Source organism: Mitsuaria sp. GD03876, assembly GCF_029840635.1.
GTDB lineage: Bacteria > Pseudomonadota > Gammaproteobacteria > Burkholderiales > Burkholderiaceae_C > Roseateles.
This window is the reverse complement of record NZ_JAOCCU010000020.1, coordinates 64511-82317: the sequence shown is the minus strand read 5'-3', so window position 1 is coordinate 82317 and position 17807 is coordinate 64511. Positions and strand designations below refer to the sequence as shown.

The following is a 17807-nucleotide window of genomic DNA, read 5'->3' as shown; positions in this document are numbered from 1 at the left end:
GCCAAGTGTATTGGTTCTGTGCTGGTCGACGCACTAGACTGGGCCGCTCAACCGGAGACAACCCCCCATGAACCGCAGTCCCTGGACGCAAGCCCGCCGCGCCGCGCGCATGAACCCGTCCATCATCCGAGAGATCCTGAAGGTCACCGAGAAGCCAGGCATCCTGTCGATGGCCGGCGGCCTGCCCAGCGCGGACACGTTCCCGGTCGAGGCCATCAAGACCGCCTGCGACCGCGTGCTGACCCACAACGCCAAGGAAGCGCTGCAGTACGCCGCCAGCGAGGGCTTCGCGCCGCTGCGCGAGTGGGTGGCGGCCAAGGTCGCGTCGCTGGGCCTGAAGGTGTCGCCGGACCAGGTGCTGATCACCAGCGGATCGCAGCAGGGGCTGGACCTGGTGGGCAAGCTGCTGTGCGACGCCGGCGCGCCGGTCGCCGTCGAGACGCCGACCTACCTCGGCGCGCTGCAGGCCTTCACGCCCTACGAGCCGATCTTCGCCAGCCTGGCCAGCGACGACGAGGGCCCGCTGCCCGCGGCGATCGAGGCGCTGCCGCACGACGCGCCGGGCACCCGCTTCGCCTACCTGCTGCCGAACTACCAGAACCCGACCGGCCGCGTGATGAGCGCCCAGCGCCGCGAGGCGGTCGTCGCCGCCGCGCGCAAGGCCGGCGTGCCGATCGTCGAGGACAACCCCTACGGCGACCTGTGGTTCGACCAGCCCGCGCCCCCGTCGCTGAGCGCGCTGTGGCCCGAGGGCAGCGTGTACCTGGGGTCGTTCTCCAAGGTGCTGACGCCGGGCTTCCGCCTGGGCTACATCGTCGCCCCGACCGAGCTCTACCCGAAGCTGCTGCAGGCCAAGCAGGCCGCCGACCTGCACACGCCGGGCTTCAACCAGCGCGTGGTGCACGAGGTCATCAAGGGCGGCTTCCTGGACGAGCACGTGCCCAAGATCCGCGCCCGCTACAAGGCCAACCGCGACGCGATGGCCAAGGCGCTGGCCGAGTGCCTGCCCCCGGGCTGCGAATGGCAGACCCCGGAAGGCGGCATGTTCTTCTGGATCCGCCTGCCCGAGGGCCTGGACGCGATGGCCCTGCTGCCCCGCGCGGTGGACGCCGGCATCGCCTACGTGCCGGGCGCCGCGTTCTACGCGCACCAGCCCGATCCGCGCACGCTGCGCCTGTCCTTCGTGACGCTGACGCCGGACCTGATCGCCGAAGGCGTCGACAAGCTCGGCCGCGTGCTGCACGAGGCGCTGGCGCTGACCACCGCCGAAACCGCGCCCTGAGCCCCCCCGGCCGCGCGTCGCGCGCGTTGATCGCGTGATGCCCGCGCCGGGCCCAGCCGCCCGGCGTGTCCCCTGTTCCTGGCACCGTCACCGCCCCGTCAGCCGGGCGCGGTCGACTTCGCCCTGCCGCCACGAGGTTCCCGATGTCCGAACTCCGCCGATTCGTCCAGGTCGATGTCTTCACCGCCGAGGCCCTGAAGGGCAACCCGCTGGCCGTCGTCGTCGACGGCGCGGGCCTGGACGAGGCCACGATGGCCGCCTTCGCGCAGTGGACCAACCTGTCGGAAACGACCTTCCTGCTGCCGCCGACCGATCCGGCCGCCGACTACCGGGTGCGCATCTTCACGCCCGGTGGCGAGCTGCCGTTCGCGGGCCATCCGACGCTGGGCTCCGCCCACGCCTGGCTGGCCGCCGGCGGCGATCCGAAGCAGCCCGGCGAGGTGGTCCAGGAATGCGCGATCGGCCTCGTTCGCATCCGCCGCGACGGTGGCAGGCTCGCGTTCGCGGCGCCGCCGCTGCGCCGCGAAGGGCCGGTCGAGCCCGCGCTGCGCGCCCAGGCGCTGAAGGCGCTGCGCATCGCCGAGCCGGACCTGCTCGACCTGGTCTGGGTCGACAACGGTCCGCAGTGGATGGCCGCGCGGCTGTCGTCGGCGGAGGCGGTGCTGCGCCTGCAGCCGGACTTCGTGGCGATGGCGGGGCTCAAGCTCGGCGTCGTCGGCGCCTATCCGGCGGGGTCGCCGCAGCAGTTCGAGGTCCGGGCCTTCGTGCCCGACATCGGTGTCACGGAAGACCCGGTGACGGGCAGCCTCAACGCGGGTCTGGCACTATGGCTGCAGGGCGCCGGTCTGGCGCCCGATCGCTATGTGGCCGCCCAGGGCGCCGCCCTCGGGCGCGCCGGCCGGGTCCACGTCGCACGCGAGGGCGGACATTGCTGGATTGGCGGCGATGTCACGCCGTTGATCCACGGTCAGGTGAGGTTGTGAAGCCATGAACATGGAAGTCGATCATCTCGTTGTCGCCGCGAACACGCTGGAGGAGGGCCGCGCCTGGTGCGAACGCGTCCTCGGCGTCGCGCCCCAGCCCGGCGGACGCCATGCGCTGATGGGCACGCACAACCTGCTGCTGAACATCAGCGCGCCGCCGGCCTATCCGCGGTGCTACCTGGAAATCATCGCCATCGACCCCGAGGCCCCGGATCCCGGCCGGCCGCGCTGGTTCGACCTGGACCAGCCCGCCGTGCGCGACCGGCTGAAGGACGGCCCGGCGCTGCTGCACTGGGTCGCGCGGGTGCCGAACCTGGACGCGACGCTGGCCATCTGGCAGAGCGAGGGCATCGACGCCGGCGAGGCGGTCGAGGCCGCGCGCGGCGACCTGAGCTGGCGCATCGCGCTGCGCGAGGACGGCCGCCGGCTGCGCAAGGAGCGCCTGCCGGTGCCGATCGAATGGAAGGGCGACGCCCATCCGACCGACAAGCTGCCCGAGAGCGGCGTGCAACTGCTCGGCTTCGAGGCCCGCGACGGCCTGCGCGCCGAGCTCTCGACGCCCAAGGGCACGGTCGAGCTGGAGGCGATCGAGGGCGTCTTGTCCGACGAGCCGACGCAGTCCGGCGACCTCGACGACGTCCTGCCTCGATGAGCACCCAGGACCTGTTCCGCGAGGACGCGCAGTTGCGCGAGTGCGAGGCCATGCTGCTGCGCGCCGACGAGCGCGGCCTGCTGCTGGACCGCACGGTGTTCTATCCGCAAGGCGGCGGGCAGGCCGGCGACGCCGGCACGCTGACGCTGCCCGGCGGCCGCGAGATCCGCATCGCCGACACCCGCAAGGGCGAGGGCGGCGAGATCCTGCACCTGCCCGCGCCGGAACAGGACCTGGGCGGCCTGGACGCCCTGGGCGGTGGCCTGCCGGTGACCGCGCGCATCGACTGGTCGCGCCGCCATGCCCACATGCGTTTCCACACCGCGACGCACCTGCTGTGCGCGCTGGTGCCGCATCCGGTGGACGGCTGCTCGATCACCGCCGGCTACGCGCGGCTCGATTTCCACATGACCGACGCGCTCGACAAGGACGCGTTGACCGCGGGCATCGCCCGGCTGGTCGCCGAGGCGCATCCGGTCAGCCACAGCTGGATCAGCGACGAGGACCTCGACGCCAACCCCGGCCTGGTGCGCAGCATGAGCGTGCAGCCGCCGCGCGGTTCGGGCCGCGTGCGGGTGCTCAAGATCGACGGCGTGGACCTGCAGCCCTGCGGCGGCACGCACGTGGCCAACACCGCCGAGATCGGCGCGGTGGTCGTCACGAAGATCGAGAAGAAGTCGGCGAAGACGCGGCGCGTGGTGCTCGGCTTCGCGAGCGACGCCGCCTCCGCGCCCGCGGCATGAGCGGGCTGCGCGTGCTCGGACGCGCGGCGTCAATCAACGTGCGCAAGGTGCTGTGGACCGGCGTCGAGCTGGGCCTGGACCTGGCGCGCGAGGACGTCGACGTGAAGGCCGACGCGTTCCGCGCGCTCAACCCGAACGCGATGATGCCGGTGCTGATCGATGCCGATGCGGCCGCGGACGGGGCCGCCTTCTCGATGTGGGAGAGCAACAGCATCTGCCGCTACCTCGCCCGCCGCGAAGGCCGTGACGACCTGCTGCCCGAGGCGCCGCGGCGCCGGGCGCTGGTCGAGATGTGGATGGATTGGCAGGGCGGCGAGCTCAACAACAGCTGGCGCTACGCGTTCATGGCCACGGTGCGCAAGAGCGCGCTGCACCAGGATCCGGCGCAGATCGAGGCCAGCATCGCGAACTGGAACCGCCACATGGCGATGCTCGACAGGCAGCTCGCGCGCTCGGGCGGCCCGTTCGTGCTGGGCGACGCCTTCACGCTGGCCGACGTGGTGCTCGGCCTGTCGGCCCATCGCTGGCGCGCCGCGCCGATCCCGCATGTCGAGCTTCCCGCCGTCCAGGCCTGGCTCGAACGGCTCTCGCGACGTCCCGGCTTCGCCGCGCACGGCCCCGCCGCCGGGCCCTGAACGGCCGCGCGTGGAGGCGGGTCCCTAGACGCGCGCCTTGCCGCCAATTCCCCGCTCGCTACACTCGCCCGCTGTGGATACCCCTGAGATACGACTGATCTGCCCCGATTCACCCACGATGTGGGAAGAAGCGCGCGCGATCATGCGCGAATACGCGCAGACCCTGGACATCGACCTGGACTTCCAGAACTTCGAGCAGGAACTGGCCTCGCTGCCCGGCGAATACGACGCGCCGCAAGGCGCGATGCTGCTGGCGCTGGTCGACGGCCAGGTCGCCGGTTGCGGCGGCTTCCGGCCGATGGCCGATTCGGACTACGCCAACGCCTGCGAGATGAAGCGCCTGTTCATCCGCCCCGCGTTCCGCCGCTTCGGCCTGGGCCGCACGATGGCGCAGGCGCTGATCGACCGCGCCACCGGCGCCGGCTACTCCAGCATGCTGCTGGACACCCTGGACGACATGGAAGCCGCGCGCGGCCTGTACGAGAGCCTGGGCTTCGAGGAAATCCCGCCGTACTACTTCAACCCGATCGCCGGCGCGCATTACCTGAAGGTCGACCTGGCCTGATCGCCGCGGGGGCATCCGGTTTCGCCGGGTTACCGGCATAGCATCGCGGGATGACCTCGCCGCAAGCCTCCGCCTCGATCCCCGCGTCCCCGGACGAGCATTTCCGCCTCGAGCCCGCGTCGACGACGCCGGCGCTGTTGGGCGAATCGCCGTTCTGGCATCCGGTAGAGCAATGCCTCTATTACGTCGACATCCCGGGCAAGGCGTTGTTCCGGCTCGACAACGGCGCCGGGGCGCCCACCCGCTGGGCGCTCAATGACGAGCCCGGCTGCGTCGTGCCGCTGGAAGGCGGCGGACTGCTGATCCCGCAGCGCAACGGGCTGTGGCGCTTCGATCCGGCCACCGGCGCGTACGAGAAGCTCCTCGATCCCCCCTATGACGCGTCCAAGCGGCGTTTCAACGACGGCAAGGCCGACGCGAAAGGGCGGCTCTGGGTCGGCACGATCGACGACGCGCGCCAGCCGGTGTCGGCGCTGTACTGCCTGCGCGATGGCGCCTTCGTCGCGATGAAGGACGGCATCACCACGTCCAACGGCCTGGGCTGGAGCCCGGACGGCGGCACGATGTACTGGTCCGACACCAAGGCCCACGAGATCTACCGGATGCGCTTCGACGCGGAGACCGGCGCGCTCGGCGAGCGCGAACCGTTCGCGCGCTTCGAGCCGCGCGGCGCGGACCAGCCGCTGGACACCTACGGCGGCCGGCCGGATGGCGCGGCGGTCGACGTCGAGGGCGGCTACTGGGTCGCGATGATGGAAGGGCAGCAACTGCTGCGGCTGTCGCCCGCGGGCGAGGTGCTCACGCGCGTCGAGCTGCCGGTGCGCTGCGCGACGATGCCGGCCTTCGGCGGCGCGGACCTGCGCACCATTTTCATCACCACCGCACGGGAAAAGCGCAGCGAGGCCGAGCTCGCCGCACAACCTTGGGCCGGCTGCGTGCTCAAGATGCGGGTGCCGGTGGCCGGATTGCCGGTGCGGTTCGCCCGCTGGCCGGGCTGAACCGGTCGTCGCCACATGACTTGCGGCACGGCCCGCGCGGACTGAACGCAATCCCGAGCGCGGTCCAGGGGGCAGGTGTTGCGCGCGCACCTCGCGCGCCGGAGCGCCGGGACGGGGCGTTCCAAGCGTCCAGCCCCCATGAACAGGGCGCGGCACGGTCCTATGCGCGCTTCGCACAGGCTGTCAAGTTGAGGCGGATGGGCCGGCGACTCGGGCTGTTAAGGGTCTGTCAGGCCAGTACCCCTATAATCCCGTGGTTTTGCCGCTCGCCCCCCGACGCCGTGAACCCCGATCCTGCGCGCGCACCCGATGCGCCGCCCGCCGAGCCGCCCAGGCGCGTTCAAACGAACGCCCCAGGCACCGCCAGCCAGGATCCCTGGGACGATGGAATCGAGGGAGATACGGGCGACGAAGCGGCTTTCAAGCCCCTGACGCGAGAACAAGCCCAGGACTTGCGAGCCCGGCTTCCGGTGGTGTCGGCCTGGTCGTTGTTGACCTGGCAGGCGGCGGCGGGGGCCGTGATGGTCGCGCTGTGGGGACTGCTGTCCCTGGAGGGCGACAAAACCTGGTCGGCGCTGTTCGGTGCCGTCTCGGTGGTCGTGCCGAACGCCCTGATGGCGTGGGGCATGACCCGGCGCCCGGCGATGGGCGGCGGCACCGCGGTGCTGTCGTTCATGGTGTGGGAGCTGATCAAGATCATTCTGGCGGTCGCCATCCTGGTGGCGGTCGCCGTGGGGTTCAAGGCCTTGAGTTGGGCAGCGCTGCTGTCGACCCTGGTCGTGACCCTGAAGGCAAATTGGCTGGCCCTGCTTCGGCGGGGTCGATTCAAAAAATAGCATCGGAAAGCAACCATGGCAGCAGAAGGACACGCGCCGACCTCGGGTGAATACATCACCCACCACTTGCAGCACTGGCAAAAGAATTTCCAATTCGAGGACGTCAAGCAGACGAGCATCGTCGACTTCAACGTCTTCAACTTCGACTCGCTGCTGTACACCTCGGTCCTCGGACTGATCGCGCTGTTCTTCCTGTGGCGTGCCGCACGCAAGGCGCATGCCGGCGTCCCCGGCCGCTTCCAGGCCGCCGTCGAGATCCTGGTCGAGATGGTCGACAACCAGGCCAAGGCGCTGATCCACAACGAGAAGAGCCGCCGGCTCGTCGGCCCGGTCGCGCTGACCGTGTTCATGTGGATCTTCTTCATGAATGCCATGGACATGCTGCCGGTCGACTGGCTGCCCTCGCTGTGGACCGGCTATGTCGCCTCCACCGGCCATGATGCCCACCACGCCTACATGCGCGTCGTCCCGACCGCGGACCTGTCGACGACGCTCGGCCTGTCCACCGGCGTGCTGCTGCTGTGCTTCTTCTACAACATCAAGATCAAGGGCCTGGGCGGCTGGGCCCATGAGCTGATCTCGGCGCCGTTCGGCGACCACTGGGCCCTGTGGCCGTTCAACTTCCTCATGCAGGTCATCGAGTTCATCGCCAAGACGGTGTCTCATGGCATGCGACTGTTCGGCAACATGTTCGCCGGCGAACTCGTGTTCATGCTGATCGCCCTGATGGGCGGCGGCTGGGCCCTGACCGGCACCGGCATCGGCCTGGCCATCGGCCACGTCATCGCCGGCACGGTCTGGACGCTGTTCCACATCCTGGTGATCACGCTGCAGGCCTTCATCTTCATGATGCTGACGCTGATCTACCTGGGCCAGGCGCACGACGCGCACTGATCCGGCCGGACAGTCACGATCCTTCGATTTCCCGATTCCTTTTCCCTTTCCTTTTTATCTAACTCTCTCAGGAGCAAAACATGGAAAACATCCTCGGTCTGGTCGCTCTGGCTTGCGGCATCATCGTTGGTCTGGGCGCGATCGGCGCTTCCATCGGCATCGCGCTGATGGGCGGCAAGTTCCTGGAGTCCTCGGCCCGTCAACCCGAGCTGATGAATGAACTGCAAACCAAGATGTTCATTCTGGCCGGCCTGATCGACGCCGCGTTCCTGATCGGCGTCGCCATCGCCCTGCTGTTCGCCTTCGCCAATCCGTTCGTGCTGCGTTAATCCGCCACGCCCCTTTCACGTCTGAAAGGATCGTGCCGTGAATATCAACGCTAGCCTGTTCATTCAGTGGATCCCGTTCATCGTCCTCGTGTTCGTGACGATGAAGTTCATCTGGCCGCCGATCGTCAAGGCGCTGGACGAACGCGCGGACAAGATCCGCACTGGCCTGGCTGCCGCCGACCAGGCGAAGGCCGAACTGGCCAACGCCAACAAGAAGGTCGACGAGCAACTGGCGCAGACCCGCAACGAAACCACCAAGCTGCTGTCCGACGCTGAGAAGCGCGGCGTGGCGATCGTGGACGAGGCGAAGAAGCGCGCGGAAGACGAGGCTGCCAAGATCATCGCCGCTGCCAAGGCTGAAGCCGAGCAGCAGTCGGTGCGTGCCCGCGAGGCCCTGCGCGAGCAGGTCGCCGCGCTGGCCGTCAAGGGCGCCGAGCAAATCCTGCAGCGCGAGGTCAATGCCAGCGTGCACGCCGAATTGCTGAACCGTCTCAAGACGGAGCTGTAATCATGGCTGAACTCGCAACCATTGCCCGTCCCTACGCTGAAGCGCTGTTCCAGGTCGCGTCCTCCCAGGACCTGAAGGCCTGGAACGAGCAGCTTGCCGCGCTGGCGCTCGTCGCCGGCGACAGCCAGCTGCGCCAGTTCGCCGAAGACCCGAAGGTGGGCACCGAGCAGGTGTTCCAGGTCATGTCGGCGGCCAGCAAGCAGACGCTGCAGCCTGGCGTGCAGAACTTCCTGCGCGAGGTGATCGCCAACGGCCGCCTGTCGGCGCTGCCGGCGATGGTCCAGCAGTTCCACGAACTGGCCAACGCCGCTTCCGGCGTGTCCGATGCGCACATCTACAGCGCGTACCCGATCGAGCCGGCCCAGCTGGCCGACGTGGTCGCGTCGCTGGAGAAGCGCTTCGGTCGCAAGCTGCAAGCCCATGTTGAGCTGGAGCCTGGCCTGATCGGCGGTATCCGTGTGGTGGTCGGCGACGAGGTGCTGGACACCTCGGTGAAGGCCCGCCTGGAACGCATGAAAGTGGCGCTGAGCGCTTGAGGCCCCGGCCTCAGGCACCAGTCCCGACTGCCAAGATCCCCCCGATTCACCCTGGTGTCCCGCTTCGGCGGGATGCCGTTGGGAGCAAGCAATGCAACTGAATCCCGCTGAAATTTCCGAACTGATCAAGAGCCGCATCGAAGGCCTTGGCGCGTCCACCGACGTGCGCAACCAGGGCACCGTGGTGTCCGTGTCCGACGGCATCGTGCGCGTGCACGGCCTGTCCGACGTGATGCAAGGCGAAATGCTGGAGTTCCCGGCCGCCGCCGACGGCTCGCAGACCTTCGGTCTGGCCCTGAACCTCGAGCGCGACTCCGTCGGCGCCGTGATCCTGGGCGCCTACGAGCACATCGTCGAAGGCGACACCGTCAAGTGCACCGGCCGCATCCTGGAAGTGCCGGTCGGCCCCGAGCTGATCGGCCGCGTCGTGAACGCGCTGGGTCAGCCGATCGACGGCAAGGGCCCGATCAACGCCAAGATGACCGACGTCATCGAGAAGGTCGCCCCGGGCGTGATCGCGCGCCAGTCCGTCGACCAGCCGGTGCAGACCGGCCTGAAGTCGATCGACTCGATGGTGCCCGTCGGCCGTGGCCAGCGCGAGCTGATCATCGGCGACCGCCAGACCGGCAAGACCGCCGTGGCGATCGACGCGATCATCAACCAGAAGGGTCAGAACATGACCTGCGTGTACGTCGCGATCGGCCAGAAGGCTTCGTCGATCAAGAACGTCGTGCGCGCCCTGGAAGCCGCCGGCGCGATGGAATACACCATCGTCGTCGCCGCCTCGTCGTCCGAGTCCGCCGCCATGCAGTACGTGTCGGCCTACTCCGGCTGCACGATGGGCGAGTACTTCCGCGATCGCGGCCAAGACGCGCTGATCGTGTACGACGACCTGTCCAAGCAGGCCGTCGCCTACCGCCAGGTCTCGCTGCTGCTGCGCCGTCCCCCGGGCCGCGAAGCCTTCCCCGGCGACGTGTTCTATCTCCACAGCCGCCTGCTGGAACGCGCCGCCCGCGTCAACGCCGAGTACGTCGAAGCCTTCACCAAGGGTGAAGTCGAGGGCAAGACCGGCTCGCTGACCGCGCTGCCGATCATCGAGACGCAAGCCGGCGACGTGTCCGCGTTCGTTCCGACGAACGTGATCTCGATCACCGACGGCCAGATCTTCCTGGAAACCAACCTGTTCAACGCCGGCATCCGTCCCGCGATCAACGCCGGTATCTCGGTGTCGCGCGTCGGTGGCGCTGCCCAGACCAAGCTGATCAAGTCGCTGTCCGGCGGTATCCGTACCGACTTGGCCCAGTACCGTGAGCTGGCCGCGTTCGCGCAGTTCGCTTCCGACCTGGACGCCGCGACCCGCAAGCAGCTCGACCGCGGTGCCCGCGTGACGGAACTGCTGAAGCAGGCCCAGTACAGCCCGCTGTCGATCAGCCTGATGGGCGCGTCGCTGTACGCGGCCAACAAGGGCTTCATGGACGACATCGAGGTCAAGAAGGTCCTGGCCTTCGAGCACGGCCTGCACCAGTTCCTGAAGACCTCGCACGCCGCCCTGCTGACGAAGCTGGAAAGCGACAAGGCCATGGACAAGGACGCCGAAGCCGAACTGAACGCCGCGATCACGTCGTTCAAGAAGTCCTTCGCCTAAGCAACCATGACCGGGTCTCGCTGAAGTCTGGCAAGACCCGGCCCTCACAGGAGAAATCATGGCAGCAGGCAAGGAAATTCGCGGCAAGATCAAGTCGGTCGAGAACACCAAGAAGATCACCAAGGCCATGGAAATGGTCGCCGCTTCGAAGATGCGCAAGGCGCAGGATCGGATGCGCGCGGCCCGTCCGTACGCGGAGAAGGTCGGCAACATCGCCGCCAATCTCTCGAAGGCCAACCCCGAGTACCGTCATCCGTTCATGGTGCCGCACCCCGACGCCAAGACGGCGGGCTTCGTCGTGGTCACGACGGACAAGGGGCTGTGCGGTGGTCTGAACACCAACCTGCTCCGCGTGACGACGGCCAAGCTCAAGGAACTTGAGACGGCCGGCCAGAAGGCGGAAGTGGTGGCGATCGGCAACAAGGGTCTGGGCTTCATGAACCGGATCGGCGCCAAGGTCGTCGCGCATGCGACGCAGCTCGGCGACAGCCCCCAGCTCGAGAAGCTGGTCGGCCCGGTCAAGACGCTGCTGGACGCCTACGCGGAAGGCCGGTTGTCGGCGGTCTATCTCTGCTACACCCGCTTCGTCAACACGATGAAGCAGGAGCCGGTGGTGCAGCAGCTGCTGCCGCTGACGGCCGAGTCGCTGGAGACGGATGCCGCGGGTCACGCATGGGATTACCTGTACGAACCCGACGCCCCGACGGTGATCAACGAGCTGCTGGTGCGCTACACCGAGGCCCTGGTCTACCAGGCCGTGGCCGAGAACATGGCGTCGGAGCAATCCGCGCGCATGGTGGCCATGAAGGCCGCGACCGACAACGCCGGGACGCTGATCGGCGAGCTGAAGCTGGTCTACAACAAGACCCGCCAGGCCGCGATCACGAAGGAACTGTCGGAAATCGTCAGCGGCGCGGCCGCCATCAGCGGTTGATCTCGCGATCGATCGCAGGCAACAGATTTGAATTGAAGGAACGAAAAAATGGCTAACACTCAATCGGTGGGCAAGATCGTTCAGTGCATCGGCGCCGTCGTGGACGTGGAGTTCCCGCGCGACAAGATGCCGAAGGTGTTCGACGCCCTGAAGATGGAAGGCTCGGCCCTGACGCTGGAAGTGCAGCAGCAGCTGGGCGACGGCGTGGTCCGCACCATCGCGCTGGGCTCGTCCGACGGCCTGCGCCGCGGCACCGAGGTCTACAACACCGGCGACATGATCAAGGTCCCGGTGGGCCAGGCGACCCTGGGTCGCATCATGGACGTGCTGGGCAACCCGATCGACGAGCGCGGCGAGGTGTCCTCGGCCCAGACCGCCCCGATCCACCGCAAGGCCCCGGCCTACGACGAGCTGAGCCCGTCGCAGGAGCTGCTGGAAACCGGCATCAAGGTCATCGACCTGATCTGCCCGTTCGCCAAGGGCGGCAAGGTCGGCCTGTTCGGCGGCGCCGGCGTCGGCAAGACCGTCAACATGATGGAGCTGATCAACAACATCGCCAAGGCTCACTCGGGTCTGTCGGTGTTCGCGGGTGTCGGCGAGCGTACCCGCGAGGGCAACGACTTCTATCACGAGATGTCGGACGCCGGCGTCGTGAACCAGGAGGACCTGAGCAAGTCGAAGGTCGCGATGGTCTACGGCCAGATGAACGAGCCCCCGGGCAACCGTCTGCGCGTGGCGCTGACCGGCCTGACGATGGCCGAGTCCTTCCGCGACGAAGGCCGCGACGTGCTGTTCTTCGTGGACAACATCTACCGCTACACGCTGGCCGGCACCGAAGTGTCCGCGCTGCTGGGCCGCATGCCGTCCGCGGTGGGCTACCAGCCGACGCTGGCCGAGGAAATGGGCCGCCTGCAGGAGCGGATCACGTCGACCAAGGTCGGCTCGATCACCTCGATCCAGGCCGTGTACGTCCCCGCGGACGACCTGACCGACCCGTCGCCCGCCACGACCTTCGCCCACTTGGACGCCACCGTCGTGCTGTCGCGTGACATCGCGTCGCTGGGCATCTACCCGGCCGTGGACCCGCTGGACTCGACCTCGCGTCAGATCGACCCGAACGTCATCGGCGAAGAGCACTACACGACGACCCGCTCGGTGCAGTCGGTGCTGCAGCGCTACAAGGAACTGCGCGACATCATCGCGATCCTGGGCATGGACGAACTGTCGCCGGAAGACAAGCTGGCCGTGGCGCGCGCCCGGAAGATCCAGCGTTTCCTGTCGCAGCCGTTCCACGTCGCGGAAGTCTTCACCGGCGCCCCCGGCAAGTACGTCCCGCTGAAGGAAACGATCCGCGGCTTCAAGATGATCGTCAACGGCGAGTGCGACCACCTGCCCGAGCAGGCCTTCTACATGGTCGGCACGATTGATGAGGCTTTCGAGAAGGCCAAGAAGATCCAGTAAAGGCCTTTCGAAGGTGCGCCGCCACGGCGACGCGCCTTCGATGCCTGAACGGACTTCTCACCTCTCGATCAAGGAAACGCAATGGCAACCCTCCACGTGAACGTGGTCTCGGCGGAAGAGCAGATCTTCTCGGGCGAGGCGAAATTCGTGGCGCTGCCGGGCGAAGGCGGCGAGCTGGGCATCCTGCCCAAGCACACCCCGCTGATCACCCGCATCAAGCCGGGCGCGGTGCGCATCCAGCGTCCCGACGGCGACGAGGAATTCGTCTTCGTCGCCGGCGGTCTGCTCGAAGTGCAACCCGACATCGTCACGGTGCTGGCCGACACGGCGATCCGCGGCAAGGACCTCGACGAGGCCCGCGCCGAAGCCGCCAAGAAGGCCGCCGAGGACGCGATGAAGAACGCCAAGAGCGACATCGACTTCGCCAAGGCGCAAAGCGAATTCGCCGCGATGGCCGCGCAGATCGCGGCCCTGCGGAAGTTCCGCGCCAAGCGCTGAAACCCCGCACGCGGCGAGGCCTCGAGACGTCGAGGCCTTTCCCCCGCGACGACAATCGACGGCAGGCCGTGCATCCCGCACGCCTGCCGTTTCTCATTGGGCCGCCAGCCTCCCTGTCGGCCCCGCCAATCCCGCATGAGCACTCCGATCTCCATCACCCGCCACCAGGGCCTCGAGGCCATCGAACTCCGCGCGCCCGACGGCGCCCGCGCGACGCTGCTGCTGCACGGTGCGCACCTGGTGTCGTGGGTGCCGGCCGGCGCCGATGAGCAGCTCTATCTCTCGCCCAAGAGCGCCTTCGCCTCCGGCCAGGCGATCCGCGGCGGCGTGCCGGTGATCTTTCCGCAGTTCGCCACGCGCGGTCCGCTGCAGCGCCACGGCTTCGCGCGCGGCAAGCCCTGGCAACTGGTCAGCGCCGAGGCCGGCAAGGACGACGCGCTGGCCGTGCTGCGCCTGACCGACGACGGCGCGACCCGCATGGTCTGGCCCCACGCGTTCGAGGCCGAGATCAGCCTGCGCATCGCCGGCCGCGTGCTGGAGATCGAGCTCGCCTGCGAGAACAAGGGCGACGCGCCGCTGTCCTTCACCGCCGCGCTGCACACCTACCTGCGGCTGACGCAGATCATGTCGGCCTCGGTGCAGGGCCTGTCGGGACTGGCGTACTGGGACTCGGCCGCCGAGCGCGCCGGCACCCAGCACGAGGACCTGCTGCGCCTGGACGGCGAGATGGACCGCATCTACCAGGACGCGAAGCACGACCTGACCCTGCGCGATGCCGACCGCCGCGTGGCGATCCGGCAGCAGGGCTTCGCCGACGCGGTGATCTGGAATCCGGGCGAGGCCAAGGGCAACGCGCTGGCCGACATGCCCGAGGGCGGGTGGAAACAGATGCTGTGCATCGAGGCCGCGCAGGTGCTGCGCCCGGTCGAGCTCCAGCCCGGCGAGACCTGGGCCGGCATGCAGACGCTCGAGCTGCTCTGACGGGCCCATCGCCGAGGTAAGCTGGTCCGTTCCTCACTGAACGGAGCCAGCATGGGCGACAAGAAGGCAGGGAAGCCGGGCGACGACGCCAAGGCCGGGAAGGCGCAGAAGCCGCAAGGCGCCGGCAAGAACGGCAACGGCACCAAGCTGTCGAAGTCCGACTACCTCGAGCGCCTGCAGCCGATGCAGGTCGAGCTCAACAACCTCGCGCGCTGGCTGCAGCACAGCCGCAAGCGGCTGCTGGTGATCGTCGAAGGCCGCGACACGGCCGGCAAGGGCGGCGTCATCAGCGCGATCTCCGAGACGCTGAACCCCCGCCAGTGCCGCACCGTCGCGCTGGGCAAGCCCAGCGAGCGCGAGCAGGGCGAGTGGTACTTCCAGCGCTACATGACGCACCTGCCGAGCGCCGGCGAGGTCGTGCTCTTCGACCGCAGCTGGTACAACCGCGCCGGCGTCGAGGCGGTGATGGGCTTCTGCACCCCGAAACAGACCGACGAGTTCCTGCACCAGGCGCCGCTCCTGGAGCGCCTGCTCGTCGAGGACGGGCTGCTGCTGTTCAAGTACTGGCTGACCGTCGACCAGAAGCGCCAGGAAGAGCGCTTCGCCGAGCGTGCGCAGGATCCGCTCAAGCAGTGGAAGCTGTCGCCGATCGACCTTGAAGCCCGCCAGCATTACGACGATTACGGCCGCGCACGCGACCGGATGCTGGAGCACACCCACACGAAGCACGCGCCCTGGACGCTGGTCGACTTCAACGACCAGCGCCGTGGCCGGCTCACGCTGATCCGCCATCTGCTGGACCACCTGCCGGATGTGTCGGTGCCGGAGAAGGCGCTGAAGTTCCCGCCGCTGAAGGACGGCCCGAAGCAAGAGCGCTTCGACTGGAAGCTCAAGCCGATCAAGAGCCTCTGAGCCTCTGAGCGTCTGCGCCCCTGAACTCCGAACGTCTCCCGAGCCTCATCCTCTTGAGCCCCTCTCCCGCACTGCGGGAGAGGGGTTGGGGTGAGGGTCGTGGCACACCTGAGCGGATCGACGACCCTCACCCCCCCCGCCCTCTCCCGCGGTGCGGGCGAGGGAGCCGCGTGAGACCGCTATAAGACGACGACCGCGTCCGGCAGCTCGTTGCGCGGCGGCATGCCGGCATCGGGCGGGAAGTGCTCGGCGAGCAAGGCCTCCACCGCGCGGATCGCCTCGATCAATCCCTGCTCGAACTGCCCGCCGCGCAGCGACTGCCGCAGCCCGTCGACGATCGGCGCCCACTGCGCCGCGCTCACCCGTCGATTCAACCCGCGGTCCGCGACGATCTCGATCGCGTGCTCCGCCAGCAGCAGGTAGATGAGCACGCCGTTGTTGTGCTCCGTGTCCCAGACGCGCAGCTTGCCGAACAGCGCCAGTGCGCGCTGGCGCGCCGACAGTCCGCGCCACAGGTAGCTGATCGGCAGGCTGGCCTCGACGCACAGGCGGATCTCGCCGGTGTGGCGCAACTCGCTCTCGGTGACGCGCGCCGACAGCCGCGCCAGCGCCGCCGGCGGCAGCACGCGCCGCACGTCGGCCTCGTCCCAGAAGCGATGGCGGAAGAACCGGCCCAGCCGGCTCGCGTCACCGCTCTGGCGCGCGTCGTGATCGGTCTGTCGGGTCATCACCAGTCTCCCGAGGCGCCGCCGCCGCCGAAGTCGCCGCCACCGCCGGAGGAGAAGCCGCCGCCATCGCTGCCGCCACTCCAACCGCCGCCACCGCCGCCCCCACCGCCGCCGCCCCAGATGATCGGCGGCACGACGCCGCCCGAGCCATGCGCGCTGCGGCGGTAGTCGCCGAAGGACGAGCCGGCGCTGCGTCTGCGCGCCGCGCCGATGCCCAGCAGGCCGACGAGGATCAGCGACCCGATCGCCGCGCCCGCGCCCAGCAGCAGGCTGCCGCTGAGTCCCCAGCCGACGGCGCCCGCGCCGGCGCCGGTGAACAGGCTGCCGACCTTGCGTCCGAAGATCGAGGTGAGGAACACGCCCGCCAGCGGCACGCCGAGGAAGGCGATCATCGCGATCTCCCCGATGTCGATGCCATGGCCACCGGTCCGGGCGGGCCGCGGCGCCGGCGCGGGCAGGTGCTCGCCGCGGATGCGCGCCTGCAGCGCGTCGATGCCGCGGTTCAAGCCGCCGGCATAGTCGCCGGCCTTGAACGCGGGCGTGATGTCGCGCTCGATGATCTGCCGCGCGGCCAGGTCGGGCACCGCGCCCTCGAGCGCCTTCGCGGTCTGGATGTTGATGCGGCGATCGTCCTTCGCGACGACGATCAGCAGGCCGTCGCCGACGTCGCGGCGGCCGATCTTCCACTGGTCGCCGATGCGCTGCGCATAGGCCGCGATGTCCTCCGGCGCGGTGCTGCGCACCATCAGGATCACGATCTGCGGACCGGCCTCCTGCTCGAAGGCGGCGAGCTTGGCCTCGATCGCCTGTCGCTGCGCCGGGGCCAGGGTCCCGGTCTGGTCGACGACGCGTCCGCTGAGCGCCGGCACCGGCTGCACGTCCTGCGCGCGGGCCCGGGGCAGCAGCCCCACGCCGATCAGCAGCCCGAGCACCGCCAGCGCCACGAGGCGCCAGAGCCCGCGCCAGCCGCCGCGCACCGCCATGGCCGCCCGCATCGGCGCGGCCTCAGTTCGACGCGGGCGAGGCCGCCGGCGCCGGCGCCGTGGCGGGCGCCGCGGGCTTGTCGAAGTTCACCGTCGGCGGCGCGGAGATCGCGGCCTCGTTCTGCACGGTGAAGTTGGGCTTGGTCTCGTAGCCGAAGACCTTGGCCGTCAGGTTGGTCGGGAACTTGCGCGTCAGCACGTTGTAGTCCTGGACCGACTTGATGTAGCGGTTGCGCGCCACGGTGATGCGGTTCTCGGTGCCCTCGAGCTGCACGCGCAGGTCGCGGAAGCCCTGGTTCGCCTGCAGCTGCGGATAACGCTCGCTGACGACCATCAACCGGCTCAGCGCGCCGGAAAGCTCGCCCTGCGCGGCCTGGAATTTCTGCAGCGCGGCCGGGTCGCGCGCCAGCTCCGGCGTGACCTGGATGCTGGTGGCCTTGGCCCGCGCCTCGACGACCTTGGTCAGCGTCTCCTGCTCGAAGCCGGCTTCGCCCTTGACCGTGTTGACGATGTTGGGGATCAGGTCGCTGCGGCGCTGGTACTGGCTCAGCACCTCGGACCAGCTGGCGTTGACCTGCTCGTCCAGGCTCTGGAACTCGTTGTAGCCGCAGCCGGTCAGCGCCATCGGCGCGCCGACGATCAGGGCGGCGGCCGCGGTGGCGCGGACGGTGGCGAGCAAGCGGGTCGGGGTCGTGGTCATGGGC

At 68.8% G+C, this 17807-nt stretch carries 21 protein-coding genes; 18 read left to right on the top strand and 3 right to left on the bottom strand.

Annotated features, from left to right (window positions below; translation table 11 throughout):
- Positions 1–67: 67 nt before the first annotated feature.
- The 18 genes from N5D62_RS14435 (at position 68) to ppk2 (ending at position 15392) form a co-directional block, all read left to right on the top strand.
- Positions 68–1282: a PLP-dependent aminotransferase family protein gene (locus tag N5D62_RS14435; protein ID WP_279758528.1), complete on the top strand. Its 1215-nt coding sequence runs from the start codon at positions 68–70 to the stop codon at positions 1280–1282.
- 143 nt (positions 1283–1425) lie between these two features.
- On the top strand, positions 1426–2265 hold the full coding sequence (locus N5D62_RS14430; RefSeq protein ID WP_279758527.1) for a PhzF family phenazine biosynthesis protein: 840 nt from the start codon (positions 1426–1428) through the stop codon (positions 2263–2265).
- A 10-nt stretch (positions 2266–2275) separates the two neighbouring features.
- A complete protein-coding gene (locus N5D62_RS14425; protein ID WP_279758526.1) occupies positions 2276–2917 on the top strand; it encodes a VOC family protein in 642 nt (213 codons plus the stop codon).
- Positions 2914–3660, top strand: coding sequence for an alanyl-tRNA editing protein (locus tag N5D62_RS14420; protein ID WP_279758525.1), 747 nt, complete (start codon positions 2914–2916; stop codon positions 3658–3660). The genes N5D62_RS14425 and N5D62_RS14420 overlap by 4 nt, the downstream gene beginning before the upstream one ends.
- Positions 3657–4295, top strand: coding sequence for a glutathione S-transferase C-terminal domain-containing protein (locus N5D62_RS14415; protein WP_279758524.1), 639 nt, complete (start codon positions 3657–3659; stop codon positions 4293–4295). Before N5D62_RS14420 ends, N5D62_RS14415 begins: the two co-directional genes overlap by 4 nt.
- A gap of 118 nt (positions 4296–4413) precedes the next feature.
- The gene (locus tag N5D62_RS14410) at positions 4414–4860 is read left to right on the top strand and encodes a GNAT family N-acetyltransferase (RefSeq protein WP_279758523.1); all 447 of its coding nucleotides are present in this window, start codon (positions 4414–4416) and stop codon (positions 4858–4860) included.
- A gap of 50 nt (positions 4861–4910) precedes the next feature.
- Entirely contained in the window at positions 4911–5858 is a 948-nt protein-coding gene (locus N5D62_RS14405; RefSeq protein WP_279758522.1) for an SMP-30/gluconolactonase/LRE family protein, read from the top strand.
- A 281-nt stretch (positions 5859–6139) separates the two neighbouring features.
- Positions 6140–6694 (top strand): ATP synthase subunit I, encoded by a 555-nt coding sequence (locus N5D62_RS14400; protein WP_279758521.1) that lies wholly within the window; start codon positions 6140–6142, stop codon positions 6692–6694.
- A gap of 15 nt (positions 6695–6709) precedes the next feature.
- A complete protein-coding gene (gene atpB / locus N5D62_RS14395; RefSeq protein ID WP_279758520.1) occupies positions 6710–7588 on the top strand; it encodes a F0F1 ATP synthase subunit A in 879 nt (292 codons plus the stop codon).
- Between the two features lie 80 nt (positions 7589–7668).
- Positions 7669–7917 (top strand): F0F1 ATP synthase subunit C, encoded by a 249-nt coding sequence (gene atpE, locus N5D62_RS14390; protein ID WP_058933479.1) that lies wholly within the window; start codon positions 7669–7671, stop codon positions 7915–7917.
- 37 nt (positions 7918–7954) lie between these two features.
- Positions 7955–8425: a F0F1 ATP synthase subunit B gene (locus tag N5D62_RS14385; protein ID WP_279758519.1), complete on the top strand. Its 471-nt coding sequence runs from the start codon at positions 7955–7957 to the stop codon at positions 8423–8425.
- 2 nt (positions 8426–8427) lie between these two features.
- Complete coding sequence (locus N5D62_RS14380) at positions 8428–8961, top strand: F0F1 ATP synthase subunit delta (protein WP_279758518.1); 534 nt, start codon at positions 8428–8430, stop codon at positions 8959–8961.
- A gap of 91 nt (positions 8962–9052) precedes the next feature.
- Positions 9053–10606, top strand: a complete 1554-nt coding sequence (atpA, locus tag N5D62_RS14375; RefSeq protein ID WP_279758517.1) for a F0F1 ATP synthase subunit alpha — start codon at positions 9053–9055, stop codon at positions 10604–10606.
- Positions 10607–10664: 58 nt separating this feature from the next.
- Positions 10665–11540, top strand: a complete 876-nt coding sequence (gene atpG, locus N5D62_RS14370; protein ID WP_279758516.1) for a F0F1 ATP synthase subunit gamma — start codon at positions 10665–10667, stop codon at positions 11538–11540.
- Between the two features lie 48 nt (positions 11541–11588).
- Complete coding sequence (gene atpD, locus N5D62_RS14365) at positions 11589–13001, top strand: F0F1 ATP synthase subunit beta (protein ID WP_279758515.1); 1413 nt, start codon at positions 11589–11591, stop codon at positions 12999–13001.
- Between the two features lie 81 nt (positions 13002–13082).
- Complete coding sequence (locus tag N5D62_RS14360) at positions 13083–13499, top strand: F0F1 ATP synthase subunit epsilon (RefSeq protein ID WP_279758514.1); 417 nt, start codon at positions 13083–13085, stop codon at positions 13497–13499.
- Between the two features lie 135 nt (positions 13500–13634).
- A complete protein-coding gene (locus N5D62_RS14355) occupies positions 13635–14480 on the top strand; it encodes a D-hexose-6-phosphate mutarotase (protein ID WP_279758513.1) in 846 nt (281 codons plus the stop codon).
- 51 nt (positions 14481–14531) lie between these two features.
- Positions 14532–15392, top strand: a complete 861-nt coding sequence (ppk2, locus tag N5D62_RS14350; RefSeq protein ID WP_279758512.1) for a polyphosphate kinase 2 — start codon at positions 14532–14534, stop codon at positions 15390–15392.
- Positions 15393–15571: 179 nt separating this feature from the next.
- On the opposite strand, the gene N5D62_RS14345 is transcribed toward ppk2, so the two are convergent.
- From N5D62_RS14345 to N5D62_RS14335, 3 genes are read right to left on the bottom strand one after another with little or no spacing between them, the layout of a single operon-like run.
- Entirely contained in the window at positions 15572–16120 is a 549-nt protein-coding gene (locus N5D62_RS14345; RefSeq protein WP_279758511.1) for a TPM domain-containing protein, read from the bottom strand.
- The gene (locus tag N5D62_RS14340; protein ID WP_279758510.1) at positions 16120–17115 is read right to left on the bottom strand and encodes a TPM domain-containing protein; all 996 of its coding nucleotides are present in this window, start codon (positions 17113–17115) and stop codon (positions 16120–16122) included. Before N5D62_RS14340 ends, N5D62_RS14345 begins: the two co-directional genes overlap by 1 nt.
- Positions 17116–17125: 10 nt before the next feature.
- A complete protein-coding gene (locus N5D62_RS14335; RefSeq protein WP_279758557.1) occupies positions 17126–17728 on the bottom strand; it encodes a LemA family protein in 603 nt (200 codons plus the stop codon).
- Between the last annotated feature and the right edge of the window lie 79 nt (positions 17729–17807).